This window comes from Xenorhabdus aichiensis (assembly GCF_028598775.1).
In the GTDB taxonomy this organism is placed as follows: Bacteria; Pseudomonadota; Gammaproteobacteria; order Enterobacterales; family Enterobacteriaceae; genus Xenorhabdus; species Xenorhabdus bovienii.
This window is the reverse complement of record NZ_JAQRFO010000002.1, coordinates 72,790-97,291: the sequence shown is the minus strand read 5'-3', so window position 1 is coordinate 97,291 and position 24,502 is coordinate 72,790. Positions and strand designations below refer to the sequence as shown.

Annotated in this window: 23 protein-coding genes; 13 read left to right on the top strand and 10 right to left on the bottom strand. The window is 40.4% G+C overall.

The annotated features are described in order from the left end of the window. Positions 1-115 precede the first annotated feature (115 nt). The 7 genes from radC (at position 116) to PSI22_RS01750 (ending at position 6,239) form a co-directional block, all read left to right on the top strand. Complete coding sequence (radC, locus tag PSI22_RS01780) at positions 116-808, top strand: RadC family protein (RefSeq protein WP_038197833.1); 693 nt, start codon at positions 116-118, stop codon at positions 806-808. Positions 809-1,055: 247 nt separating this feature from the next. After that, the gene (rpmB, locus tag PSI22_RS01775) at positions 1,056-1,292 is read left to right on the top strand and encodes a 50S ribosomal protein L28 (protein ID WP_012990595.1); all 237 of its coding nucleotides are present in this window, start codon (positions 1,056-1,058) and stop codon (positions 1,290-1,292) included. Between the two features lie 11 nt (positions 1,293-1,303). Continuing rightward, positions 1,304-1,471 (top strand): 50S ribosomal protein L33, encoded by a 168-nt coding sequence (rpmG, locus tag PSI22_RS01770; RefSeq protein WP_012990594.1) that lies wholly within the window; start codon positions 1,304-1,306, stop codon positions 1,469-1,471. 162 nt (positions 1,472-1,633) lie between these two features. Further along, on the top strand, positions 1,634-2,749 hold the full coding sequence (locus PSI22_RS01765; RefSeq protein WP_273578164.1) for a glycosyltransferase family 4 protein: 1,116 nt from the start codon (positions 1,634-1,636) through the stop codon (positions 2,747-2,749). A gap of 204 nt (positions 2,750-2,953) precedes the next feature. After that, positions 2,954-3,943, top strand: a complete 990-nt coding sequence (locus tag PSI22_RS01760) for a glycosyltransferase family 9 protein (protein ID WP_273578162.1) — start codon at positions 2,954-2,956, stop codon at positions 3,941-3,943. Between the two features lie 14 nt (positions 3,944-3,957). Further along, a complete protein-coding gene (locus tag PSI22_RS01755; protein WP_273578160.1) occupies positions 3,958-5,061 on the top strand; it encodes a glycosyltransferase family 4 protein in 1,104 nt (367 codons plus the stop codon). Continuing rightward, positions 5,061-6,239, top strand: a complete 1,179-nt coding sequence (locus PSI22_RS01750) for a glycosyltransferase family 4 protein (protein ID WP_273578158.1) — start codon at positions 5,061-5,063, stop codon at positions 6,237-6,239. The genes PSI22_RS01755 and PSI22_RS01750 overlap by 1 nt, the downstream gene beginning before the upstream one ends. 81 nt (positions 6,240-6,320) lie before the next feature. Here the strand turns inward: PSI22_RS01750 and rfaL are convergent, their stop codons facing one another. Further along, complete coding sequence (gene rfaL / locus PSI22_RS01745) at positions 6,321-7,556, bottom strand: O-antigen ligase RfaL (RefSeq protein ID WP_273578156.1); 1,236 nt, start codon at positions 7,554-7,556, stop codon at positions 6,321-6,323. Positions 7,557-7,673: 117 nt separating this feature from the next. Between rfaL and mutM the strand changes: the two genes are divergently transcribed. Next, complete coding sequence (mutM, locus tag PSI22_RS01740) at positions 7,674-8,483, top strand: bifunctional DNA-formamidopyrimidine glycosylase/DNA-(apurinic or apyrimidinic site) lyase (RefSeq protein WP_038247835.1); 810 nt, start codon at positions 7,674-7,676, stop codon at positions 8,481-8,483. A 46-nt stretch (positions 8,484-8,529) separates the two neighbouring features. On the opposite strand, the gene coaD is transcribed toward mutM, so the two are convergent. The 6 genes from coaD to rfaQ all read right to left on the bottom strand — a co-directional run bounded on the left by coaD (position 8,530) and on the right by rfaQ (position 14,460). Continuing rightward, positions 8,530-9,012, bottom strand: coding sequence for a pantetheine-phosphate adenylyltransferase (gene coaD / locus PSI22_RS01735; RefSeq protein ID WP_038197825.1), 483 nt, complete (start codon positions 9,010-9,012; stop codon positions 8,530-8,532). Continuing rightward, entirely contained in the window at positions 9,009-9,785 is a 777-nt protein-coding gene (locus tag PSI22_RS01730) for a glycosyltransferase family 2 protein (RefSeq protein WP_273578153.1), read from the bottom strand. Before PSI22_RS01730 ends, coaD begins: the two co-directional genes overlap by 4 nt. Beyond that, positions 9,785-11,062 (bottom strand): lipid IV(A) 3-deoxy-D-manno-octulosonic acid transferase, encoded by a 1,278-nt coding sequence (gene waaA / locus PSI22_RS01725; RefSeq protein ID WP_273578151.1) that lies wholly within the window; start codon positions 11,060-11,062, stop codon positions 9,785-9,787. Before waaA ends, PSI22_RS01730 begins: the two co-directional genes overlap by 1 nt. Before the next feature lie 103 nt (positions 11,063-11,165). Further along, positions 11,166-12,269, bottom strand: coding sequence for a glycosyltransferase (locus PSI22_RS01720; protein WP_273578150.1), 1,104 nt, complete (start codon positions 12,267-12,269; stop codon positions 11,166-11,168). Continuing rightward, positions 12,266-13,396, bottom strand: a complete 1,131-nt coding sequence (locus PSI22_RS01715) for a glycosyltransferase family 4 protein (RefSeq protein ID WP_273578148.1) — start codon at positions 13,394-13,396, stop codon at positions 12,266-12,268. The genes PSI22_RS01720 and PSI22_RS01715 overlap by 4 nt, the downstream gene beginning before the upstream one ends. Then, entirely contained in the window at positions 13,393-14,460 is a 1,068-nt protein-coding gene (gene rfaQ, locus PSI22_RS01710) for a putative lipopolysaccharide heptosyltransferase III (RefSeq protein ID WP_273578146.1), read from the bottom strand. The genes PSI22_RS01715 and rfaQ overlap by 4 nt, the downstream gene beginning before the upstream one ends. Before the next feature lie 203 nt (positions 14,461-14,663). Between rfaQ and PSI22_RS01705 the strand changes: the two genes are divergently transcribed. The 4 genes from PSI22_RS01705 to PSI22_RS01690 all read left to right on the top strand — a co-directional run bounded on the left by PSI22_RS01705 (position 14,664) and on the right by PSI22_RS01690 (position 20,107). After that, complete coding sequence (locus tag PSI22_RS01705) at positions 14,664-15,626, top strand: polysaccharide deacetylase family protein (protein ID WP_273578144.1); 963 nt, start codon at positions 14,664-14,666, stop codon at positions 15,624-15,626. A gap of 400 nt (positions 15,627-16,026) precedes the next feature. Then, complete coding sequence (locus PSI22_RS01700) at positions 16,027-17,289, top strand: phosphoethanolamine transferase (protein ID WP_273578142.1); 1,263 nt, start codon at positions 16,027-16,029, stop codon at positions 17,287-17,289. A gap of 462 nt (positions 17,290-17,751) precedes the next feature. Then, on the top strand, positions 17,752-18,729 hold the full coding sequence (locus PSI22_RS01695; protein ID WP_273578140.1) for a glycosyltransferase family 2 protein: 978 nt from the start codon (positions 17,752-17,754) through the stop codon (positions 18,727-18,729). Positions 18,730-19,219: 490 nt separating this feature from the next. After that, complete coding sequence (locus tag PSI22_RS01690; RefSeq protein WP_273578138.1) at positions 19,220-20,107, top strand: GNAT family N-acetyltransferase; 888 nt, start codon at positions 19,220-19,222, stop codon at positions 20,105-20,107. On the opposite strand, the gene rfaC is transcribed toward PSI22_RS01690, so the two are convergent. Genes rfaC through rfaD form a run of 3 tightly spaced genes read right to left on the bottom strand, consistent with a single transcriptional unit; the run spans position 20,099 to position 23,064 of the window. After that, positions 20,099-21,064: a lipopolysaccharide heptosyltransferase RfaC gene (gene rfaC, locus PSI22_RS01685; protein ID WP_273578136.1), complete on the bottom strand. Its 966-nt coding sequence runs from the start codon at positions 21,062-21,064 to the stop codon at positions 20,099-20,101. The genes PSI22_RS01690 and rfaC overlap by 9 nt on opposite strands. Further along, positions 21,064-22,116: an ADP-heptose--LPS heptosyltransferase RfaF gene (gene rfaF / locus PSI22_RS01680; RefSeq protein WP_273578134.1), complete on the bottom strand. Its 1,053-nt coding sequence runs from the start codon at positions 22,114-22,116 to the stop codon at positions 21,064-21,066. Before rfaF ends, rfaC begins: the two co-directional genes overlap by 1 nt. Before the next feature lie 9 nt (positions 22,117-22,125). Further along, entirely contained in the window at positions 22,126-23,064 is a 939-nt protein-coding gene (rfaD, locus tag PSI22_RS01675; protein ID WP_273578132.1) for an ADP-glyceromanno-heptose 6-epimerase, read from the bottom strand. A 237-nt stretch (positions 23,065-23,301) separates the two neighbouring features. On the opposite strand from rfaD, the gene kbl reads away from it, so the two are divergent. After that, positions 23,302-24,498: a glycine C-acetyltransferase gene (kbl, locus tag PSI22_RS01670; RefSeq protein ID WP_273578130.1), complete on the top strand. Its 1,197-nt coding sequence runs from the start codon at positions 23,302-23,304 to the stop codon at positions 24,496-24,498. Positions 24,499-24,502: the final 4 nt, after the last annotated feature.

The window sequence follows — 24,502 nt, the reverse complement described above, 5'->3', positions numbered from 1 at the left end:
ATGACAAGTTTGCGAAGTGCTACGCAAGCCATGAAAATGGGGCTGGCGGTGCTTTTTTCATCATGGGATATTGGCGGCGTGAAGCCACTGGGCGAAAGGGAATGAGGGGGAGTATATGGATGTTACTGTGATGGAAATAAGCGATGAATTGCATTCAAATCTTGCTCCTCGGGAGAAGTTGCTGGCTTATGGCGCCGTTTCCCTGACGGATGCCGAGTTGTTGGCTATATTTTTGCGTACGGGAACCCGAGGGGTTCCTGTCGTGCAAATGGCGGAACATCTACTAAAGTCATTTGGTTCACTTTATCACCTACTCTCTGCGGATTATGCCGATTTTTGTTCACATAAAGGGATGGGGCTATGCAAATATGTTCAGTTGCAGGCGGTCTCTGAACTGGCAAAACGTTTTTTCTCCAGTCAATTTATCCATGAAGATGTGATGAGTAGCCCAGTCGCGACGCAAAATTATTTGCAGGATTTATTATCTTGGCAGGATCGTGAAGTCTTTGTGGTGCTGTTTTTGACGAACCAGAATAAAGTCATCTGTCATGATGAAATGTTTAAGGGAACGATAAACAAAGTTGAAGTGCACCCGCGTGAAATCGTGAAACAGGCGGTTAAAGTTAATGCTGCATCGATTATTCTTGCTCATAACCACCCCTCCGGTAATCCAGAACCCAGTCTGGCAGACAAATTGGTGACCGAAAAAATTATTGATGCTTGTGAGTTGGTTGGGGTTAAAGTTTTGGATCATATCGTGATTGGTAAGCAACATTGTGTCTCATTTGTGGAAAGAGGTTGGATTTAGTCCGGTTTTTTTGCGATCAGATCAGATCTTAGTTGTTCGGGACTTGAGCATCAGCGAATGAGGGCGTATACTACGCCACCTTTGAGGATCTTGGGTTTGGCGAGAAGAGCCTATCTCAGTAAGTTTTTTTATTGAGATAATGTGAGTCTTTTCAGTGATGAAAATGTGCTGAGATGGGCTCCTAAGCCTGACGAGGCGGTCATACCCAATACAAAGCTCGAGCTGATTTGATTTTTGGAGAATAGACATGTCCCGAGTCTGCCAAGTTACTGGCAAGCGCCCGGTGAGTGGTAACAACCGCTCCCATGCATTAAATGCGACTAAGCGTCGTTTTCTGCCTAACCTGCATTCTCACCGTTTCTGGGTTGAGTCTGAGAAACGTTTTGTAACTCTGCGTGTAACTGCTAAAGGTATGCGTGTGATTGACAAAAAGGGTATCGATGTAGTTCTGGCCGAACTGCGTGCCCGTGGTGAGAAATACTAAGGAGCTGAAAAATGGCTAAAGGTATTCGCGATAAAATTAAGCTGGTTTCTTCTGCTGGTACTGGTCACTTCTATACCACTACGAAGAACAAGCGCACCATGCCTGAAAAACTGGAACTGAGAAAATTTGATCCAGTTATTCGCCAGTATGTGGTGTACAAAGAAGCTAAAATTAAATAATTTTAGTGGATTGAGAAAAAACCCAGCGTATGCTGGGTTTTTTTATACCTGCAAGAATGCTTGGATAGCCTGGTTGAAAACAGGTTATGCATGGACGTAACATCTCGTTCCGTTATACTAACGCCTTTTTAATGTTTGAACCGTCAGGCGTGATTCTGAAAAATGACTAAAAAAACCTTGAATATCTTACACACTGAATCATCGTGTGGTTGGGGAGGGCAAGAGATCCGCATCCTGACGGAATCTCAGGGCATGATACAACGCGGTCATCAGGTTGTTATTGTTTGCTGCTCAGCGTCAACGATTTATCATGAAGCCCATTCGTATGGTGTACCTGTTGTTGCTCTGCCGATTGAAAAAAAACGCCTTCCTTGCTTGCGGGCGATGCGCCGCTGGCTAAAAGCCGAAGGCCGTCAATTTGATGTCATCAATACTCACAGCTCTACTGATTCTTGGTTGGTGGCTGCGGCATGTGCCACATTGAAAGGTATGCCACCGATAGTCCGAACCCGCCATGTTTCCACTAACGTATCCACATCCGTGGCGACTCGCTGGCTGTATTTGAAATCCTGTCAGCATATTGTGACAACAGGGGAGAAGTTACGCCAATATCTGCATACGAATAATGGTTATCCATTACCTCACATGACCTCTGTACCGACGGGAATCGATCTGACGCGTTTTCATCCCGAGAATAAGCAACTTTGTCGTCAGCGTATTGGTATTGCAGATAAACCGACTCTGGGTATTGTCGCTACGATGAGAACCTGGAAAGGGCACCGTTACTTGCTTGATAGTTGGAAAATATTGCACCAGCGTTATCCTGACTGGCAATTGCTGTTTGTGGGGGATGGTCCCCAGCGAAAAAATCTGGAACCCTGGGTTAAACAGGAAGGGCTGACGGAGAGTGTCATTTTCCTCGGTAACCGACAAGATGTGCCTGATTGTCTGAATGCGATGGATGTTTTTGCACTACCTTCGTTTGGCAATGAAGGTGTTCCACAAGGCATTATGCAGGCAATGGCCTGTGGTTTGCCCGTGGTATCTACTTCGGTGGGCGCAATCACTGAGGCCGTTATTGATGGTGATACGGGTTATATTATCGAGCCAAGATGTGTTGAACAGTTAACTGAAAGGTTAGATGTTTTAATAAAAAGCGCTGAGTTGCGTTTGCAGATGGGGAACGCCTCATTGGAACGGGCTGTCGATTTATTTAGTATGGATAATATGTTAGAAAAAATGGAGTTTATCTTTTACGGTAGTATGGAACGTAAATAGTTCCATTTTGACTATCTATTCGTAATGGTGTTTGTTTTCATCTGATTACAAAGTAGTTATTTTTTGCTTAATCATTTGAAATAGTGTTTCTTTTATTGTTTTTAGGAGTATGAAAACTATCCGTCAGTTAATAGAGTATTGAATAACTTTGATGTATAGTGCTCTAATCCCAATTATCGGTTTAATAATTTTATACTTGTCATTATGCAGCCTAAAAATATTCTGGTTATTATTATTGCCCGTTTTGGTGACACTCTGCTTATAACGCCAGTGATCCGGGCGTTGAAATTACGATGGCCTGAAGCGAATATTGATGTATTAGCACATAAAAAAACGAAAGAGATCCTTGAGAATATTAATGAAATTCATTCAATAAACGCTTTTTCAAAAGGGCAGGCTAAATGGAGGGGATGGTTTTCCGGTCGACTTTATGACCTCGCCTTGGTATATGGTCGTGATAAACCCCTATTACAATATGCTAAACGTAAATCAAATTTAACTATTTATTTTTCGGAAACTTCTTGTCATAAATCAAATGAGCTAGCAGTAGCAAAGCCACGGGCGTTCATTCAAGCACAGCAAGAAAGGGCGCTGTTGATTAATGCGCTTGATATTGGTGTCAGTGACTGGCGCTTGCAGTATTGCGTGAGCCAGAATGAAGAGAAGTATGCTAGCGATTTTCTTCGGCAGCAGGGGTTAGAACAACGATTACGAATTGGCTTTCAACTCCAGAGTTTTCCAGAAAAATCTTATCGTGATTGGCCTCAGGAACATTTTTACGAGCTGGCACAACGTATTTATTGTCACTATCCGCATGCCCATATTTTGCTGTTGGGCAGTAAAGATGGTGAAGCGAGTGCGCAGAGACTCTCTGAAAGGCTGGGAACACAAAGATGTACATCATTGGCGGGCAAGACGACGATGAGGCAGAATGCGGCAATAATGAGTCAACTTAATTTGTACGTCGGTGTTGATACTGGCACAACTCATCTGGCAGGTGCGTTGGGTATTCCGATGGTGGCAATGTACCATAGTTTTCATCCTGGCCGTTTTCTTGCTCCTCAGCAACATCCAAAATTGGCGGTGATTGAACATCCGATAGATTATCAACAGGCGACTCGCCAAGATGCAATGTCAGCAATATCGGTTGAACAAGTCTGGAGTTCCGTTCAGAACTTGTTGAAAAATACATGAAGGATAATGAATAAATGAAAATAGGATTTATCGATGTCACCGTTACTATGTCTTATGGCGGTATTCAAACAGCGGTTTGGGAATTGGCGAAGGCTTTGACAGATGCGGGGCACGAGATCCATATTTTCGGCGGAACAGGTGACGTTAGGCCAGTATTGGGAGAGCGGAATATTCATGTTCACACATTTCCATTTACTCCCAGAGAACGAGTCATCAATATTGGACGGCGTTTTCAACGCATTGTTGAGCGTTATTCTTTTGCCCGTCATGCCCGTGAAAGGGTCATCGCTGAAAATTTTGATTGGGTGATTTTGACGAAACCTTTTGATTTTTTCTGGCCCAGAATGATGCCTAAAACTTCCCGCACAAAGTTTTGCTATATGAGTGGCGGAACCAGTTTTTTCAAAGGTGATCGGGCATTAAGTAACAAAATATCTGCGTGGGTTGCATGCAGCCACTTTAATGCTTGGCAGATCCAGCACCATTTTAAACAATTTCCAAACGTGATTTATAATGGTGTCGATATTGATAAGTTTAAACCTGTTAATTCTGATCTCCGGCATCGGCTAGATATCAATGAAAATACGTTTTTGCTGACTTTCGCTGGCAGGCTGGTGGGTTGGAAAGGCATGAAAGTCGCCATTGATGCGATGGCTTTACTGCGTGACAAGGATGTAAGGTTATTGATTATTGGCGCAGGTGATGATTTGAAGTTGTTGAAAAAAAAGGTTTCGGAACTGAATTTAGAAAAAAAAGTCATTTTTCACCCTCCTGTTGGTCATGATCAATTACCTGAATTTTATGCTGCGGGAGATGCGGGTATCTTTCCCAGTATTGGTGATGAAGCATTTGGTATTACTATCGCTGAAGCGATGGCATGCGGACGTCCCGTGATAGCCAGTTATATTGGTGGCATTCCTGAGGTGGTCGGCAATGAGAATCATGCGGGTATTCTGGTCGCACCTGGCAATGCAGCGGCTATCGCTGATGCAGTCAATCATCTTTTGTCCTTACCGGACAGGGGGAAAGCAATGGGAAAACAGGCTCGTCAGCGGATTGAAACGATGTATACTTGGGAACATTCTGCAAGTCGTTTATTGGGCGCGATAAAAAAATAATGAAGATTGCGTATATTGACCCTTATCCCGTACCTGATTATCGAGTTGCTTCGCTGCAGATTTTGCAGAATGTCGATGCTTTTGCCCGGCAGGGGCACAGCGTCTGCCTGATTACGCCAGAAGGTCAAAAGCGTGTTGAGGAGATTATTGGCAGAGCATTATCGTCTTCCGCTGAACTGATAGCTCTGCGCAATATGCGTAGAAAGTGGTATTTCCCCCTGAATACGCAGAAATTGTTTTATTTTCAGGTTTCTCGCTGGCTAAAAGCGCATCAAGTTGACGCTATTTTTACTCGCAATATTAAAATGGCGAATTATCTCCTGCGTAAACATCCTGATATTCCGCATTTTTTTGAAAGCCACGAAGTTTTTGCCCAATCGTTTAAAGAATCCCATAACTTAGATAAACGTAAAAATCGTCGTAAATATCATAAGCTCAGAAACACGGAACAACAGGTTTATCATCATTCCAAGGTCGTGTTTGTGCTGACTTCACTATTGAGTGAGGATATTTATAAAGAATATAGCGTTAAGACGCCGATTATAGTGGCACCTGATGGTGTTGATATGCTGGCGGTTGAATCTACAAAAATAGCGTCTTCTGGCAGAAGAAAAAAATTGGGAGAAACAACTCAGGTACTGTATTTGGGCAGTTTGCATCGCTGGAAAGGTGTTCCTACTGTTATGAAAGCGATGTGCTACCTTGACAATGCCGTACTGAACATTGCCGGTGGCGATAGCGTGCAGATTGAACGATTGAAGTGTACAGCCCAACAGATTGGCGTGAGTGATAAGGTAAATTTCCTTGGGTTTATCCAGCCGAAAAAGCGTTTTCAGGTTATTGCAGAGAGTGATATTTGTGTTCTACCATTAACGAAAACCAGCATTGGCAGTCGTTATACATCCCCCCTCAAACTTTTTGAATACATGGCGATGGGCAAACCCGTTGTTATTTCTGATTTTCCTTCTATTCGCGATGCTGTGGATGAGAAGGCGGTCAATTTTGCTGATAGCGAAAATGCGGAGAGCTTTGCAGAACAGATTCAATCATTGATTGATAACCCTGCTGAAATGATGGCTAAAGTGGGTTACTCACAACGATTGGTAGCAGAACGTTTTAACTGGGATCAGCGGGCGAAGCTGATCATGCAAGTGATAGCGGAAAACCTGTCTAAATAAGCGATTGCTGAAATAGCTTGAAGGCCAGCCCGTTTAATTTGTGTCGTATGGGCTGGCATTTAACAACAATGAGTTCAGTTTCTAATCATCTTTTTGCTTGTATAGAGCAATCATTAAACCCAATAAGATACCGATTTCATTGATATAGGCATTTTCAAACGCTCCCCTGACGATAAACAGGCCAATAAAGGCCGTCAGAAGGATGAGGCCAGCTTGTCGGGTGATCCCGTTATGTTGGCGAATGATCTGGCTTCCTGTAAATAATGCGGAAAGCGTCATCAAAAGGGTGGCGATCAAACCGAATAGACCGCCAGCAAACCAAAGCGATAAAAATACGTTATGTGGACCAATCGAAGTTCTGAATGTCCAATCAGGATAATCAGCAACACGGCTATTGTAGACCTGATGGTAGACTTTATTACCAAAACCGTAACCTTTTACGGGATTCTCCATGATTAATGACCATGCTGAACCTTGGGTTCCGTTGCTATAGCGATAACTGCTGTCTGTTTGGGTGAGTTTGTGAAGCAGTAATTTCGTGGCGGGGTTAGATACCGCTGACCAGTGAATGGCTCCGGCCAGTAGCCCCAGACATATTGTCGCAGCCAGAGTGAGTTTCCACTCTTTATTAATCACAATAATAAATACTGTGGCTACAACAATGGCAACCCAAGCACCACGAGAAAGAGTACCGAGTAATAAGAACAGGCTGATAGCTGAGGCAATAATCAGTAGTAGCCAACTCAATAGAGAATGTTTTTTCCATAATGCCCAGGTACATAGCAATACAGGGAAATAGAAAAGAAATCCGTAAGAGAATTCCCGATGATTGTAATTCATAAACGGCATTTCGCCAGTTGCGTAATAATTGATGATGTATTTCGCAATATCTGTCAGCGAGATAAGGCTCATGCCAATAATAAACGCAATCAGAATCATCTTCGCGATGTGCTGTTTCTTTTCCTGATAGAGCACAATTGGGAAAGCCATGCTGAACAGCAGTAATCCATTGAGTATGGGTTTGTTCATTTCCTTAAAACTCAGAGCAGGATCAATCGAAATACCGATAGAATAGAATATTGCCAATACGAATAACAAAATGGATAAAAATAGCGAACTACGTAGTGAATTGACTACCTGACGAAAATCTTTTACGAGATAGCAAAGTGCGGTTGCACAGATGAATATCATAATAAGATTTTTATATCTTGTAATATCTGGCAGATAAACAAGAATGATATACAGACCTATAATGGATAAATTCCATAAGGATTTCTTGTTGTTGCCTATGTTAAATCTGTTTTTTATATCAAGCATAGTAATTAATCTATTCTCTCAACTATCTCAACCAAATTTGGCTGCAAATGATACATGAAAACGGTATCGTAATCTGCTGAGATATGATGTTGTAGACAGTCCATTCAAGGAGTCAGTATGCCGGAGTTACCAGAGGTTGAAACCAGTCGTCGGGGAATTGAACCCCACTTGACGGGTAATGTGATCCAATATTCCGAGGTCAGAAATTCGCGCTTGCGCTGGCCAGTTTCCGAACAAATCATGAAGCTTGCTGACCAACCGGTACTCAGTGTCCGGCGTCGGGCAAAGTACTTATTGCTTGAACTGCCTGAGGGCTGGATTATTATTCACCTTGGTATGTCCGGTAGTTTACGTATCTTGCTGAATGAATCTCCTCCTGAAAAACATGATCACGTTGATTTGATTATGGCAGATGGCAAAATCCTCCGGTACACCGATCCCCGACGTTTTGGGGCGTGGTTATGGAGTGACAATCTTGATGAGTGCTCTGTATTGGCTCATTTAGGGCCTGAACCTCTTTCTGACGCGTTTGATGGTGAATATCTTTATACCCTTTCCCGCAACAAAAAAACGGTGATCAAACCTTGGTTGATGGATAACAAGGTGGTTGTTGGAGTTGGGAATATCTATGCCAATGAAGCTCTGTATGTTGCGCATATTCTGCCTGAGCGCCCCGTGAATTCATTGACACAGGAAGAAGCTTATTTACTGGCCGATACGATAAAACAGATCTTACATCGTTCTATTGAGCAGGGAGGCACTACACTGAAAGATTTTCTGCAATCCGATGGTAAGCCGGGATATTTTGCGCAGGAATTATTTGTTTATGGCAAAAAAGGTGAACTTTGTCCGAAGTGTGGTGAAAAAATTGAGAGTATAAAACTGGGGCAACGCAGTACGTTTTTCTGTCGTCAGTGTCAGCATTGAGCCTATCTAGGGGGCTGACGATGATCACCCCCCTTTTCACGCTATCTTATTTGCCGAATTTCTTTAGCATTGCCTGTGCAACGGATTCTGGCAGGAATGATGAAACATCACCATCATGGCGTGCGACATCCTTGATCAAGGATGATGATACGAAGGACAGGTTTTGCGAGGGCAATAAAAAGACACTTTCCAGTTCTGGCATAAAATGTCGGTTCATGTTGGCAAGCTGCCACTCATATTCAAAATCAGAAACGGAACGTACTCCACGGATTAAAATGGTGGCTTGTTGTTTTTTGGCAAAATTGGCCATCAGTTCACTAAATCCGACCACTTCTACGTTATCCAGATGGGTGGTGACTTCTTTTGCCAGTGCGATTCGCTCTTCCAGATTGAACATGGGGTTTTTTCTGTCACTATTGGCAATGGCAAGTAAAACATGGTCGAACATGTTTGCTGCACGGGTCACAATATCAAGGTGGCCGTGGGTGATAGGGTCAAAAGTACCAGGATAAATTGCTTTTTTTTTCATCGTTTTTTACTCTCTGTTTGGGTTAGTTCCCAGAGGGCAGCATATTTATTAAATGTGTACTGGGCATTAACCATTGCTAATACCAACCCTTGTTTGCCATCGAGGAAGCCGGCCCTTAACAGCCATGTCTTAAAAAATGCGCCTAACGTATGGCTGAAGATAGAAAAATAACGGGCTGTTTTACCTTGTTCGTGGCGATATTTTGCCCAATCTCTGGCGTAATTCAATTGTTTTTGCTGGAATTCCATCAGATTACGGCAGGTGAGATGACGTAAATCGCCCTTTAATGTCACGATGCGGGCGCCTTGAGTGTTAAGTGATTCATGAACCTGATTGTCGTTATATTGATAACGTTCGCGGCAATAGAGACGAATGACTTTATCAGGATACCAGCCGCTGTGTTTCATGAAACGATCCATAAACAGGTTGAGGCGTGCGCAGTCATAGACTTTATCGTCGTCGGGATCTGCCAAAACCTGCTCAATTGATGTTCTTAATTCAGGGGTTACACGCTCATCAGTATCAATCATGAAAATGTAATCACCGCTGGCATAGGATTGTGCGAGCTGCCGCTGACGACCGAAGCCGGGCCATTGCGTATTGATGTAGACTTTCGCGCCCATTTCGCTGGCTATTTGACAAGTTGCATCGGTACTGCCGGCGTCTAGAACGATAATTTCATCAGCCCAATCTACGGATAGCAGACAATCTGCAATCAAATCGGCGGCATTTTTAGCAATCATCACAACGGACAGGCGTTTTCTCTTGCTCATCAATGACCCCGTGGCGGGAGATAAGGTTCCAGTAGTTTTAGCAATCGCTGAAGTGCTCCCTGATTTTCGTGCAGGACTTCGGCGGCATGGCGACCGTAATAAAGACGATAGTCCTCATCTGTCAGCAGGCTATTGATAGCGGCACTCAACGAGTGACTATCCGTGACGGCGATAAGGCCATTGGCTTTATCCAGCTTGGCACAAATATCTTTAAAGTTGAAAGTATGTGGCCCCATAATGACAGGGATAGCATGAGCTGCGGCTTCCAGCGGATTATGGCCTCCACGCTCGACCAGACTCCCTCCGACAAAAGCCAGATCAGCGATACCATACAAAAGCATCAATTCGCCCATAGTATCTCCGATAACCACCTGCACATTGGCATCAGGTATTGTGTCAGAGCTCCTTAATATCGAATTTAATCCCGCTTTTTGGGTTAACTCTGCGGCCTTGGTAAAGCGTTCAGGATGGCGTGGTACGAGAATTAACAGTAGATCAGGAAATTGTTGAATTAATTTGCAGTGCGCATCCAATATGATGGTTTCTTCTCCATCATGGGTGCTGGTGGCAATCCAGACCGGACGATGTGGTGCCCATTGGCGGCGCAGTGTGACCGCTTTTGCTGCCAATTCTGGCGTGACAGAAATGTCGAATTTCAGGCTGCCAGTGACGGCGAGTTGGGAACGTTTTAAGCCGAGTTCGATGAAGCGCTCACCATCTTCCTGATTTTGTGCGGCAATCAGTGTTATTTTATTTAAAATAGTTTTAATAAAGTTGCCGATTTTTTGATATCCCGCGGCTGAACGGGTTGATAACCTTGCATTGGCAATGACCAGAGGGATTTCGCGTTGGTTCAGTTGGGTAATCAAATTGGGCCATAATTCTGTTTCCATAATAATCACCAGCTTGGGGTTGACGTTATCAAGGAAACGGCTCATGGAGCCAGGCAAATCATAGGGGAGGTAAACGTGGTTGACATCAGTACCTAAAGCAGAAAGCACCCTTTCAGAGCCAGTCGGTGTCATTGTTGTCACGGTAATCGGCAGGAAAGGATAATGGTGCCGTAGTATTCTTACTAATGGAATGGCGGCCAATGTTTCTCCAACAGAAACGGAATGGAGTAATATTCCACCTTTTGCAACTTTTTTGGCACAAAAACCATAGCGTTCACCCCAGCGTTTACGGTACGCAGGGGATTTACGGCTGCGCAGCAGCAGGCGTAACCAGATAAGCGGTTGGATAAGGTAAAGAAGTACCTGATATAAGCGAAGCAACATTCTATCAAATTCACTGACATAGACTGCGGCTATAGTACCACATTGGCCTGAAGAAAGTGTGTAAAATGCGGATACCCTTTTATGGACAAGCAGGTAGAGCTAGTTATTGTTCTATTAAGGCAGTGTATTGTCTTAATATATTATTTATCGCAAATTTTTCATACATCGTGTCTGTGATTACCGGTGGTTCATTGTAAACGAGCTGCATTTTTTCTGCTAAAGCGTCAACTGTGATTTCACTCAGATATTCTTTGAGTTTACCTGTCATTATCTCTCTTACCCCTCCCGGGCAGTCAGTACTGACAATCGGCGTATGGCAAATTAATGCTTCAATTAATACTGTGGGTAATCCTTCACTGTCAGAACTGATGACTACGGCCTTTGCATCATGAATAATAGGGAGAGGGTTAGAATGAAAGCCAGCCAAAATTACTTGAGCACCTAAATTTAGCTCATGGATTTTCGCTTTAATATGATTTTCTATGTCTTTGGCTCCGTTACCCACAATGATCAGCTTGCATGGAAGTTTAGCCTGTGCAAAAGCTTCTATTAACCTATCATGACGTTTAACTTCATGAAAGCGTCCAATATGCAGTAGATAATTTTTTCCGTGATAAGGATTTGGTTGTAAAGCGCTATGTTTTATTTCATTGAAATTAAATGGATTATAGATTGTTGTTATCTGTTTTGGGCATATTCCAATATTTTTTATCAAGTCATCTCTAACTGCGTCAGAAACACAAATAACTTGTTTATTTTTATAAACTTTTCTTATTTTCTCTTTTTTTATCCAATAGGAAAGAGGTTTTTTATTGCTGAGATATGAATGGGAAAAAATACCGTGAATACAATGCCATACATTACAATAACTCAGTATGGTTGATTTGACGACAATACGGTCAGTTTTGTGAAGGTTAGAAATAACCAGAATCGGCTTACCTTTCTGTTGGAAAAGTTTCGATAACACCTTATCCATGGCTTTAGCACGACGCTTAAGTTCATTTAATTTTCTGAAAGGTCCTTGGTAGCTGTCTGCGCTAACAATGTAGTGAATACCTTCAGGTATGTTGTAAGCCAGTTGAGTATTGAGTGAAAGTAACGAAATTTGGTAACCAAGCTGATGCAAGCCGGTAGCAAGACGAAGCGTCACATTTTCAGCTCCTCCGCCAGGTAATCCATCAATAATAAAAAGAATGTGTTCTTTCACTGTGCTGAAACTCGCTGATAAAGCTGAATTAATTGTTGAGATAAATTTTCAGGCGTTGAATTTATCACCTGATTTCGCGCTGAGGTTGACATATCTGTACCTAATATATTATCAGGAATACAATAAACAGCCTCTTCTAGTTTTCCGATATCCAGTGCGTCACAGATAAAACCATTTTTACCTTCGGTGATAAACTCTGCTCCCCCGCAGGTCGTACTGGTAATGACAGGCAAACCACACGCCATGGCTTCAAGGATGACGTTGGGAAATGGATCATATAATGTCGGTAGCAATAAGGCATCAGACATTTGATAAAGCAACAATGTATTTTTTTGTAATCCCATGAAACGGATACGATGCTGGCATCCTAAAGTATTAGCAAGTTCTTCATACTTTGCCTGTTCCTTATCTTTTCCTACAACTAACAGATAGTCTCCTGTTTTAGCAATAGTTTTAATCGCGGCAGACAAACCTTTTCGTTCAAAACCAGAGCCTACATAAATCAGACACTTTGCGGTAGTGGGAATGTTATATTGTTGTCGCAATTGCAGGCGAGTTTGCTCATGGGCAGGAAAGAATTTTGTGCTATCAATGGCATTATATATAACGGATATTTTGTCTTCAGCGAGACTAAATTCTTCGATAATTTCTTTTTTTATCATTTCAGCGTTACAGATCACCTGCTTTAATGATGGTGAGGAATACATTTCCTCTTCTGCATTCATTACATATCTGTGGTATGGATTGTTTAATAGCCAGTGAGCTTTCCATTTTGGCAAAATCCTTGTACGCTGATGTAACCAACGCTGATGAACACCATCTCCAGCTCTGTAAATATCACAGCCAGCAATTCTTTCGTGACTTTGAACTAAATCAAATTGCTCTTTTTGCCATAAGTTTCGCGCTGCTTTTGCAAAACCACGCTCACGGCTGATTCGCCCAAATTTAATAGGATTGCATAGGTGAATATTCCAATTAGGATTACTTTCTCCCTGCCAAGAGCGTGTAATGATATTAAGTTCAAGTTGCTGGTGATCGAGAGCCTCTAAGGCCCGTGTGACAAAACGCTCAGCCCCGCCATCTGGACGATACTTTTGACGGACAATGGCTAACCGTAGAGATTTCATGAAATATATTTCCTTGCTGCTGCAATGACCGCATCTGTTGGTATCAAATCCAAATAACGCGTATCTGTATGGGTCTTAATATCATCTGGATGTGGGATGTTGCCATAATCTCCAGCCCAAATCACTTCACCGATAGATTGCCAAGGTTTCCAGAACGTCAGTTTGGATGACCCAAATAATGCAATACAGGGTGTTTTCAGGGCTGCGGCCATGTGCATGGGAACTGAGTCAACACCTATAAATAATTTTGAGTGATCAATCAATGCTGCTAATTTAGGTAACGTTAATTGTCCTGCTAGAGAGAGTATATTGTTCTTATCAGGGCAGTATGACAAGATAGTATCAACCATCTCTAATTCCCACCTATCAGGTCCAGAAGTAATGATGATATTTTGCTGTTCCTTCTGTAGCGCTGTTATCACTTTTGCCATTTTATTTTCATCCCAGCATTTAAAGAACCACCTGGAAGTAGGTTGTATGACGAGGTAATTTTCGGCGAACTTGTGCTCGGAAAGCGTATCTTTTACCCACTGCAAATCATCCTTACCATAACTCATCGTTACTTTATTGATGAGAGGAGTAAGTTGTAATGGTTTTAGAATCGAAAGGTTTTGCTCTACTGTATGCAAAGAATCGTGACCAATTGTGGATACTACTTCAGTATGGCAAAGACGCCACTTCCAATTTTGACGTTTGGGGTAATCCAGAGCGAGACGAGTAGGGGCTCCAATAAAGCGGGTAATAAAGGCACTTCGCCATTGATCGGCAAGATTGATAGTTAAATCATAGTGTTGTTGGCGTAATGTTTTGAGTAAGTCCCATTCATGTAATAAATGTTTTTTTGCTCCAAGATTTTTCCATTTGCGATCTATTGAAAAAATACTCGAAATTTCAGGTGAGTTTTCCAGCATAGGCAAGGTTTCTTGGTAAAGGAGCACATCGATTTTTGCATCTGGATAGTGGTACTTCAATGTACTGATTACAGGTGTGATTAGTAGCATATCGCCATGATGTTGTAGTCTTATCACCAGAATTTTTTTGATTCCATTATGGTTTATTATCATTTTTCGAGTTCTATATAATATCAATACGATATGATGATTTTAATGCAGCAAGTAGCCACAGAGTATACATTTTAAGCTTTTCAATCACACGATATGTAGTGTCAATCATACATACAATCGTTCATCCTGAATAATCTAATTGCGCTGTATAGCTGGTCTGAGTACCATTAAAAACAGTTATTATCACATTTTGGTGTATATTGATGACCTTACCAACATTTATTATCACGATCGACACTGAAGGTGATGATCTTTGGCAAAACAGTGATAAAATTTCTACTAAAAATACGCAATATTTGCCAAGGTTCCAGAACCTTTGTGAACGCTTTGGGTTTAAACCCGTCTGGCTGACCAATTATGAGATGGCAATGGATGATAGTTATATCGAATTTGCCAAGGATGTGATTGCCAGAGACACGGGTGAAATCGGTATGCATTTACATGCTTGGAACAATCCACCCATTGTGTCTCTAACCGCTGATGATATGCGCTATAAACCTTATCTCATTGAATACTCTAAAGATCAAATCAAAGCAAAAATTGATTTAATGACTAATCTGCTGGAAGAGAAACTCCAGACTAAGATGTTGAGTCATCGTGCTGGTCGTTGGGCATTTAATGAGTATTATGCGCAATTATTGGTTGAGTATGGTTATCAGGTGGATTGTTCTGTCACGCCAAAAGTCAATTGGCGTTTTACCAAGGGCGATCCTAACGGAAATGGCGGGACAGACTATAGCTATTTTCCTACTCAGGCTTATTTTATGGATTTACAGGATATCGCTAAAGAAGGTGATTCTTCGCTATTGCAAGTTCCTATGAGTATTCAGTATAAACACTCTCCGCTCATGAATTTTATTAAGCAAAAGTATGATCATTTGCGGGGCAAGCTGCGCTCTCCATCTGTTAATTGGCTACGTCCAAAAGGTGGAAATCTGGAGCAGATGAAAAAAGTTGTCCAACAAACCTTGGCTGGTGGTAGTGATTATGTTGAGTTTATGTTGCACTCGTCAGAATTTATGCCAGGTGGAAGTCCTACCTTTAAGGATGAAGAGCAAATTGAACAGCTTTATCAAGATTTGGAAGGGTTATTTGATTTCTTGCGACCATTGGTTAGCGGGATGACATTAGCTGAATATTATCAGTTAAAATTATCAAGGAAATAAATTAGTTATACAGGAACATTGATCCACATATTTATAGTGGATCTTATTTAAATCTCTTGTAGGTAGTTATTCTGTAATATATTGGAATTTTTTAACAATAAAAGTGAAATCATATTCTATGAAGAGTGCTAATTCTATTATACGTAAGTCGATGCCAGTGATAATACTAGTTATTTTTAGTTTTTTAGTTAATCTTTCTTTGGGGTATACTATTAGGCCTATTTATACGTTTACACTGTTTTTTCTTCTTGTTATTTTAAATAAATATAATTTTCTATATCGTTCTATTGTTATTTTTTTATTGATTTTGTCAGCATTATACTTTCCTATGGGATTAATTTATGGGCCTCCATCTTTTAATTCAGTATTATCTTTGTACTATACAAATAAAGGTGAGAGCTTGGAATTTTTGAGTGCAATTCCTGTCTATTATTTTATTTCTAGTATTATTGTTATTATAATAGGTGTGTTATCTCTTAAATTATCAGTAAAAATATCCAATAAAAAATTTATTTGGTTTTCTTATTCATTTGTATTTTTAAGTATATTATCTAATCCTATAAAGATCTATGTTAAAGAAAATCATCTTGATCTATTATCAACACGTTTCCCTCCTATAAGGTTTTTTTGTGAAATTTATTTATCTAATTTAGAAGTAAAACAACAATATAAAGAGCAAAAGGAACTTCTTAGTCTATCAGATGATTGGAAACCATCAATAGGAACAAGTAGATATGATACTTACATTGTAGTTATTGGCGAAAGTGTAAGAAAAGATATGATGAATAGCTATGGTTTTTCTTTGAAAAATACTCCTTTTATGAGTAAAACCAATGGTGTTTTATTTAATAATTATATTTCTACTGCACCTTCAACTGTTTTGTCATTAACAAATAGTTTTTCATTGAGAGAAGATAATAAATTAGAAGTGAATAATAATATAGTGTCTTTAGCAAAAAAAAGTGGATATTATACTTATTGGATTTCAAATCAGGGAATGTTAGGAATATATGATACAGCCATCAGTGCTATTGGTCAGAAAGCAAATAATTATTTTTTTTCTAATAAAGGGGAGTATAATTATATAAAATCATCTGATAATATTTTAATGCCAAGCATTATTAATGCCTTAAATGAAAAGAGAAATAAAAAAATTATTTTTGTTCATTTGATAGGTTCTCATGCTGATCATTGTGAAAGAACTCAGGGAGAATATGATGAATTTTATTTGAATAAAGACATGTCATGTTATATTCAGAGTATAAAAAATACAGATCACTTACTATCTAAGATAGTTGATATTGCAAATAAGGAAAATAAAAAGTGGTCTATGATGTATTTTTCAGATCATGGGGTCTCTTTTTATAATGAAGAATTGAAAGATAAAAAATTGACTCATGGTGATAAATATAAACAAAATTATCAAGTTCCTTTTTTTATTGCATCTTATGATAGCAACGAGAGGAGTTATATTAATTCATTTAGAAGTGGTTTCGATTTTTTATCTATTTTTTCTGAGTGGATCGGTGTTAGAGAGCCAAGAATAAAAAATAATTGTAATTATATGTCTAATGATTATTGTAGTGATGATATTAAAGTAATAGATTTTGATAATAAAATTAAAGATTATAATTCACTGCCAGATGAAGTCATAAATGATTAATTTTATTAAAGATAAAAATTGAAAAACCTGAGACATGATGAAATTTATTGTGATGTCAATAAAAATTAGGGACTTTCAGGAACGATTTATTAGAAAATTTCATTAGAAATGAATCTTTTAAATATCATCGTTTGGCTTCCTTTTTCTCTTTTGTATTGGTCAGATTTGAGGTTTTAAGTTTTATTTTTTTGCCAATGATTGATATGATTGAGAAAGGAAGCCAGCCTATTATGGATAAATTTCTAGTCTTTGATAATATTAATATTTCTAACAGTGTATGATATGTTGTGTAGCTTGGTGAATATCTATGTAGCAGTAGCATCTATATCTGACTAACTTAGTAATTTTTTTATGGATTACGTATCAATAATTTAGGTATTCGCTATCTTTATGCTAGATAAATTGGTTATATATTATGATAGTATTGTTGGTTTTTTGTGAAAAAGAGAGAGTATTGATATTATGTATATGAACAATTGTTTGATTTCAATTATAATACCAGCATTTAATGTTGAAAAGTTTATAATTAATTCTGTCAGTAGTGTTTTAGAGCAAACGCATAAAAACATAGAAATAATCATTATTAATGATGGCTCAACTGATAATACATTAGATATTATAACAAAATTAGCAAGGAAGCATAAAAATATCTTCTTTTTATCTCAAGAAAATAAAGGTATTTCCTCGGCAAGAAATTTAGGGTTAAGTAAAGCCACTGGAGATTATGTTGCATTTTTAGATAGTGATGATTTTATAGAACCTACTTTTATAGAGAGTATGTTGAAAAAAACTACGGAAGATAATAATATTGTCTTTTGTTTGAATAAAACAATTAATAAAAATAACAAAGTTACCTTCTCAAATAATTATACAAATATGGATGATATAGCAATAAATTATATGAATTTTGACTATTTTGATATTTGTTGCATGTTAATAAAACGTAGTTTTCTATTAAATAATAATCTCATTTTTAATGAGAAATTAATAGTTGGTGAAGATGTGTTATTCATTTTAATGTGTATATGTAAAACTGGTTTTTCATGTGTCCCTGAATATCTATATAATTATATTTATAGAGGTGATTCTATAATGAATAAAAAATGGATTTTGAAGGACTATATAAATGAAATTCAAGCGTGGGACACTATTTATTATGAAATGAATATAAATTATCATAAAAAAAATCGCAAGGATTTTATGGGGAAAATAGCTTCAAAAATTTTAAGTCTTAAAATATCTTTTATGTGGAAGCTACTTATTTCTGGAAAAAATCATGAGCTATCAAATTTCATTTCTACTCTTTCATATCCTAACCAAGGTACTTTTCCTTTGAAAAAAAAGGAACTGTTAAGATTGAAGGTAATAATGTCAAGAAATAAAATGGTTTGGTTTTTGATAAGGTTATTTTTTACAAAGAGAAAAAATATAATCCAATAATGATATATAAGGCCTGAATAAACAGGCCCTATATTTAGCTTTTTCCCAGAAATATACCATGAAATTTTTATTTATAGAGTTTATCTTTTATGAGAAATTTAAGGTGTTTAAGATAAATGTTTCCCTAGTCTGATTTTTTCAAAAAAAATCGGATACTATTGTATTGTATGCCATTACTGCTTTCATAGAATAGATAAATAAACGCATCTTTATATCACTGCTGTTGGTTATGGCTTGGAGTGTACACTATATTTTTTATCCAAGAGTGTGTCATTAAATCACCGATCTAGGTATAGGAATATAGTTTACTGAAAAGACTACACTTATGCATACACTGTTTTCCTGAAGGATATTATTAATTATATTAATATATAATATTTATTATAAGATATAAACGGTAAAAAATATTTCTACTGCTTAGAGTAATTTTTGTGTAAAATAGAAATAATAAATTATTTTAATGTGGTAATAGAATTTAATAGGATTAATTATGGTAAAAATAAAATCACTTCTTTTAGGTTGGAAAGAATGCGATTTTGAACGATATAAAGAAGCTCATACTCTTTTAGGTGGAGGGGTATTGACACACCCTAATGTTGTCTCTTTTTTGGCTCAACATATTGAAGATATTCATTTCTTTTTCTATATCAAAGAAAGAGAAAATGCTATTGAAGGGGCCTATTTTTTCGTCAAAAGCAAAAAATTAATAGAGAAAATACAGGATATATATCCGTTACCTTATGATGAAGTAATTTTTCCTATCTCGGCGAATACTAAATTATTTTTACCAATAAAATCAAAAAGATTATCACCTGTTCATAAAAGTAATTTTATTAATGCCAGCTACACTCTTTTCAACAAACGAAAAATCTGTCTGATCAAAGACAGCTTTTCTTACAAAACCCGCCGTAACCGCAGCAACGAGATCAACAAATTCAAGCGAGCGGGAGGAGAAATTCGCCCTTCGAGTGAATTCAGTGCAGAAGAATTGGTGAATATCTATGTTGATCTGTACCAAAAGCGCTGGGATTACAATCACTCGGCTGAACAACGAAAGCATCTGCTTGAAATGTACACAGAGCTTCGTGAGCATATCTTTGGCTATGTGTTATTGATCAATGGCAACCCTTGCGCATACGATTTTGTCTTGCGCGCCGATAGCCCTAAATGGATTTCATTTGATGCGATCAATGGCGGGTATGATCCCGAATATGCTGACCTTAGCGTTGGCAGTATCTTGATGTGGGTTAATACCCAAGAAGCAAAAGCACAGTGTCAGGAAGCAGATAAAACTATGCGTTACTCATTGGGTAATCCTACTTTTGAGTATAAAAATCGCTGGTGCGTTACACTTCCGCTAGGCAAGGTATTATTTTAATACGTTTTGTAACAGCTGCATCACTTCCGGTGGTGCAATGCTTTGCATCGTATTTTCCCCCGATTTCAGGGGAAACTGTGCTTTTCCATAGCCGCCAATTAAACCCGGATCGGTGGGGCCAAACAGAGTGATATTCGGGCGATCAAGGGCGGCAGTGAGATGACTCAGCCCGGTATCAACAGAAACCACGGCTTTTGTGCCTGCCAATACTTGAGCAACTTCAGCCAGTGTTAATTTTGGCAACACATCGACATGAGCAAAACCTTCTGCTAACCGTAATGCCCGTTGGTGTTCATGCTCTGCCCCCCAAGGCAGCCTGATACGTATACCTGTTGGCTGGATCTCTGCAATCAGTTGCCGCCAGTGGTTTTCTGGCCAATGTTTTTCATCACGGGTGGTCGCGTGTAAGAAAACCAGATAGTCACTTTGGTTTTTAATCTGTGAGTTCGGAAAGTGGCAGGCAATGGCATAATCACCTTGCTCTGTGGGTTTTTGATAACCCAGACTATTAGCAAACAATGCACGGATACGCTCTACCGCATGTTGCTGTTTACTGATTGCATGACGGTGATCGTAGAAAAAGCTGGCCAGTGGTTCGCGGATACTTTTTCTGTCATAGCCGTGTTTTGAGCCATGTGCCAAGCGTGTCACCAGAAAGGCACTTTTTAACAGCCCTTGGGCATCAATAATGGCGTCATAATGGTTTTGCCGTAATGTTTCCCTAAACCGCGCCCGCTCTTCACGAATATCTTTTCTAAACCAATTTTTTCGCCAGCGGCGAATAGCAACGGGAATCACATTTTCAACGGCACTGTGCCATGTCGGGATCTGGGCGAATCCTTCTTCCACTACCCAATCAAACTGGATATTGGGAAAGTGCTGTTTTGCATCCGTCAATGCAGGCAGGGTATGTAGCACATCACCCATTGAAGACGTTTTTACCAGTAAAACCCGCATTAATTCTGGTTCTCCGCCTGTAGCCGTTTCTCCAATGAGGTCAAGACCTGCTCTGGTTGAATATCAATGAGGCTTTGATGATAGCCACCCGCACTGTCACCTTTTCTGACTTTATGGTAACCCGTGATCAGGCGGATCACTTCTGCTTTGTTTGATAACGGCGGCGTAAAATCCGGGCTACTTGGGCCGTATAACGCGACGAGAGGACGATTTAAGGCCGCCGCAACGTGCATCAAACCTGAATCGTTGGTGACGATGGCATCACAGGCTGCGATGATATTAACGGCTTGTTCAAGAGAAGTTTGTCCCGCAAGGTTGAGGCAATTTTCACGGGCATCTTCGCTCAACAGTGCTCGAATATCTTCACCGGCCTCGTGATCTTTGGCAGAGCCAAACAGCAAGATCTGATAGCCTTTTTGGGTGATCAATTGTTCGGCAAGGGCAGCGTAATGATAATGTGGCCAGCGTTTTGCCGGGCCGAATTCTGCACCTGGGCAAAAACCAATAATGGGACGATGATCAGCGATATTAAACGCTGCTGTTGATTCTGCAATATCTTCATCACTGACATCTAACTGAGGCCATAACAGCGGTTGGGGAAGATCCTCAGCACCACTCATCATTTTCCCATCATACGCAAGAGCCACATAGCGCTGAACCATGAGAGGAAAGGCGCTCTTATCCAAGACACGGATGTCATTCAGCAGGCCATAGCGCATTTCACCACGCCAGCCTATGCGCAGGGGGATATTGGCGAAAAAAGGCACTAAGGCAGATTTGAACGAGTTGGGAAGCACATAAGCGCGGTCGTATGTACTTTCGCGCAGTGCGATCCCAAGACGACGGCGTTCACCCAGACCGAGAGTACCATGCCCTAACGGCATTGCCTGAGCTTGGTTAACCTCTGGCATTTTTGCCAGTAATGGGCGGCACCATGCAGGTGCCATGACATCAATTTCTGCATTAGGGTACAAAGCCTTTAAGGTTCGGTAGAGGCTTTGTGACATCATCATGTCACCCACCCATGATGGGCCTATCACCAATATCTTCATAGAGGTCGATTAATTATCCTGATTGAGCCATTGCATATATTCAGTGACGCCTTCGGCAACGGTTTTGAATGGTTTGTCATAACCTGCAGCACGAAGTTTCGTCAGGTCAGCTTGAGTAAAACTCTGATAGCGTCCCTTTAATTTTTCTGGGAATTCAATATATTCCACGACAGGGGATTTTTCTGTATGGAACTCGGTAACGGCATCGGCAACAGCTTGGAAAGATTCGGCGCGGCCCGTACCACAATTAAAAATGCCAGAAACGCTGTTTTTCCAGAACCACAGATTCACTGCGGCAACATCACCGACAGAGATGAAATCGCGGCGGAAATGTTCACTACCGGCGAATAATTTCGGATTCTGACCTTGGTGAATTTGATTGTTTAAATGATAGGCGACACTAGCCATGCTGCCTTTATGCCCTTCGCGTGGCCCATAAACATTGAAATAACGGAAGCCACAAATTTGAGACTCCGCCTGTGGCAAAATGTCGCGGATATACTGGTCAAACAGGAACTTGGAGTAGCCATAAACATTGAGAGGTTTTTCATACTGACGCTCTTCAATGAAATTCTCGCTGCGGCCGCCGTAGGTTGCAGCCGAAGAGGCATACAGAAAAGGGATCTGGCGCTCAAGACAGTAATGCAATATATCTTTGGAGTACTGATAATTATTGTCCATCATATACTTGCCATCCCATTCCGTTGTGGATGAGCACGCGCCTTCGTGGAAAATGGCATCAATATCGCCAAAATCATCACCCGCAACGATACTGGCAATGAAATCTTCCTTATCCATATAATCGGTGATATCTAAATCGACCAGATTGACGAATTTTGTGCCGTCTTTCAGATTATCAACAACCAGAATATCCTTATAGCCTTCGTCATTCAGTGCCTTGACGATATTGCTGCCAATAAACCCTGCGCCGCCAGTGACAATAATCATTTGGCCCACCTCTAAATAGTCAGTTCACTTTATCTTTGATGCGTATAATAGCACTTAACATTCCTGACGACAGCAGCTTAAACAGGGGAAAATCCTGAGATCTTGCCGCATATCAGCCTCCAGGCCGTGATCGGCTTTACAAAGTTGATATTATCTTTCTCACTGTGTCGTCACTGGCAGGATCTATAAGTAAAATACACCACGCCTTTCACTTATTCAGGTATTCAGGAGAGAAAAATGTCAGCGTCTTTTTATCAGAAAATGAATGAGCAGTTGGAACAAACCCGTGCGGAAGGGTTATTCAAAAATGAACGTATCATCACTTCTGCGCAAAATGCCGATATTACCGTTGCCGATGGTAGCCAAGTTATTAATTTCTGTGCCAATAATTATTTAGGGTTAGCTAATCACCCTGACCTGATCGCTGCCGCAAAAGCGGGACTGGATAGCCATGGTTTTGGCATGGCGTCTGTTCGTTTTATCTGTGGTACGCAAGACTCCCATAAAGAACTGGAAAATAAAATAGCTGAATTTTTGGGTATGGAAGATGCCATTCTGTACTCTTCATGTTTTGATGCGAACGGCGGCCTGTTCGAAACATTATTCGGGCCGGAAGATGCCATTATTTCAGATTCTCTGAACCATGCTTCGATCATTGATGGCATTCGTTTGTGCAAGGCGAAGCGTTATCGCTATGCCAATAATGATATGCAGGAATTAAGAGCACAGTTGGAAAAAGCAAAAGCAGACGGTGCGGAGAATATCCTGGTGGCAACCGATGGGGTGTTCTCAATGGACGGTGTGATTGCTGACTTGAAATCGGTCTGTGATCTGGCAGATGAATTTGATGCGCTGGTCATGGTTGATGATTCCCACGCCGTTGGGTTTGTTGGCAAAGGTGGACGCGGTACACATGAATACTGTGATGTCATGGGTCGCGTTGACATTATCACTGGCACACTCGGTAAAGCGCTGGGCGGTGCATCTGGCGGTTATACTGCGGCACGCAAAGAAGTTGTTGAATGGCTGCGTCAGCGTTCACGCCCTTATCTGTTCTCCAATTCACTGGCGCCTTCCATTGTCGCAGCCTCCATCAAAGTGTTGGATATGCTGAAACATGGCGACGAATTACGTGACCGTCTGTGGAGAAATGCCAACCTGTTCCGTGAAAAAATGACCGCCGCAGGCTTTACACTGGCTGGTGCAGATCACGCGATCATCCCTGTTATGTTAGGCGATGCGAAACTGGCGCAGGAATTCGCGGCCGAGCTGCTGAAAGAAGGTATCTATGTGATTGGATTCTTCTATCCCGTTGTTCCGAAAGATCAGGCACGTATCCGCACCCAAATCTCTGCTGCCCATACCGAAGAGCAAATCGAACATGCGGTGGCTGCGTTTATCCGTATCGGTAAACAGTTGAATGTTATTGCATAAGGTA

Excerpts from the sequence above, each read along its gene's own strand:
- radC (WP_038197833.1), top strand. The coding sequence starts at position 116 with ATGGATGTTACTGTGATGGAAATAAGCGATGAATTGCATTCAAATCTT.
- rpmB (WP_012990595.1), top strand. The coding sequence starts at position 1,056 with ATGTCCCGAGTCTGCCAAGTTACTGGCAAGCGCCCGGTGAGTGGTAAC.
- rpmG (WP_012990594.1), top strand. The coding sequence starts at position 1,304 with ATGGCTAAAGGTATTCGCGATAAAATTAAGCTGGTTTCTTCTGCTGGT.
- PSI22_RS01765 (WP_273578164.1), top strand. The coding sequence starts at position 1,634 with ATGACTAAAAAAACCTTGAATATCTTACACACTGAATCATCGTGTGGT.
- PSI22_RS01760 (WP_273578162.1), top strand. The coding sequence starts at position 2,954 with ATGCAGCCTAAAAATATTCTGGTTATTATTATTGCCCGTTTTGGTGAC.
- PSI22_RS01755 (WP_273578160.1), top strand. The coding sequence starts at position 3,958 with ATGAAAATAGGATTTATCGATGTCACCGTTACTATGTCTTATGGCGGT.
- PSI22_RS01750 (WP_273578158.1), top strand. The coding sequence starts at position 5,061 with ATGAAGATTGCGTATATTGACCCTTATCCCGTACCTGATTATCGAGTT.
- rfaL (WP_273578156.1), bottom strand. The coding sequence starts at position 7,556 with ATGCTTGATATAAAAAACAGATTTAACATAGGCAACAACAAGAAATCC.
- mutM (WP_038247835.1), top strand. The coding sequence starts at position 7,674 with ATGCCGGAGTTACCAGAGGTTGAAACCAGTCGTCGGGGAATTGAACCC.
- coaD (WP_038197825.1), bottom strand. The coding sequence starts at position 9,012 with ATGAAAAAAAAAGCAATTTATCCTGGTACTTTTGACCCTATCACCCAC.
- PSI22_RS01730 (WP_273578153.1), bottom strand. The coding sequence starts at position 9,785 with ATGAGCAAGAGAAAACGCCTGTCCGTTGTGATGATTGCTAAAAATGCC.
- waaA (WP_273578151.1), bottom strand. The coding sequence starts at position 11,062 with ATGTTGCTTCGCTTATATCAGGTACTTCTTTACCTTATCCAACCGCTT.
- PSI22_RS01715 (WP_273578148.1), bottom strand. The coding sequence starts at position 13,396 with ATGAAATCTCTACGGTTAGCCATTGTCCGTCAAAAGTATCGTCCAGAT.
- rfaQ (WP_273578146.1), bottom strand. The coding sequence starts at position 14,460 with ATGATAATAAACCATAATGGAATCAAAAAAATTCTGGTGATAAGACTA.
- PSI22_RS01705 (WP_273578144.1), top strand. The coding sequence starts at position 14,664 with ATGACCTTACCAACATTTATTATCACGATCGACACTGAAGGTGATGAT.
- PSI22_RS01695 (WP_273578140.1), top strand. The coding sequence starts at position 17,752 with ATGTATATGAACAATTGTTTGATTTCAATTATAATACCAGCATTTAAT.
- PSI22_RS01690 (WP_273578138.1), top strand. The coding sequence starts at position 19,220 with ATGGTAAAAATAAAATCACTTCTTTTAGGTTGGAAAGAATGCGATTTT.
- rfaC (WP_273578136.1), bottom strand. The coding sequence starts at position 21,064 with ATGCGGGTTTTACTGGTAAAAACGTCTTCAATGGGTGATGTGCTACAT.
- rfaF (WP_273578134.1), bottom strand. The coding sequence starts at position 22,116 with ATGAAGATATTGGTGATAGGCCCATCATGGGTGGGTGACATGATGATG.
- rfaD (WP_273578132.1), bottom strand. The coding sequence starts at position 23,064 with ATGATTATTGTCACTGGCGGCGCAGGGTTTATTGGCAGCAATATCGTC.
- kbl (WP_273578130.1), top strand. The coding sequence starts at position 23,302 with ATGTCAGCGTCTTTTTATCAGAAAATGAATGAGCAGTTGGAACAAACC.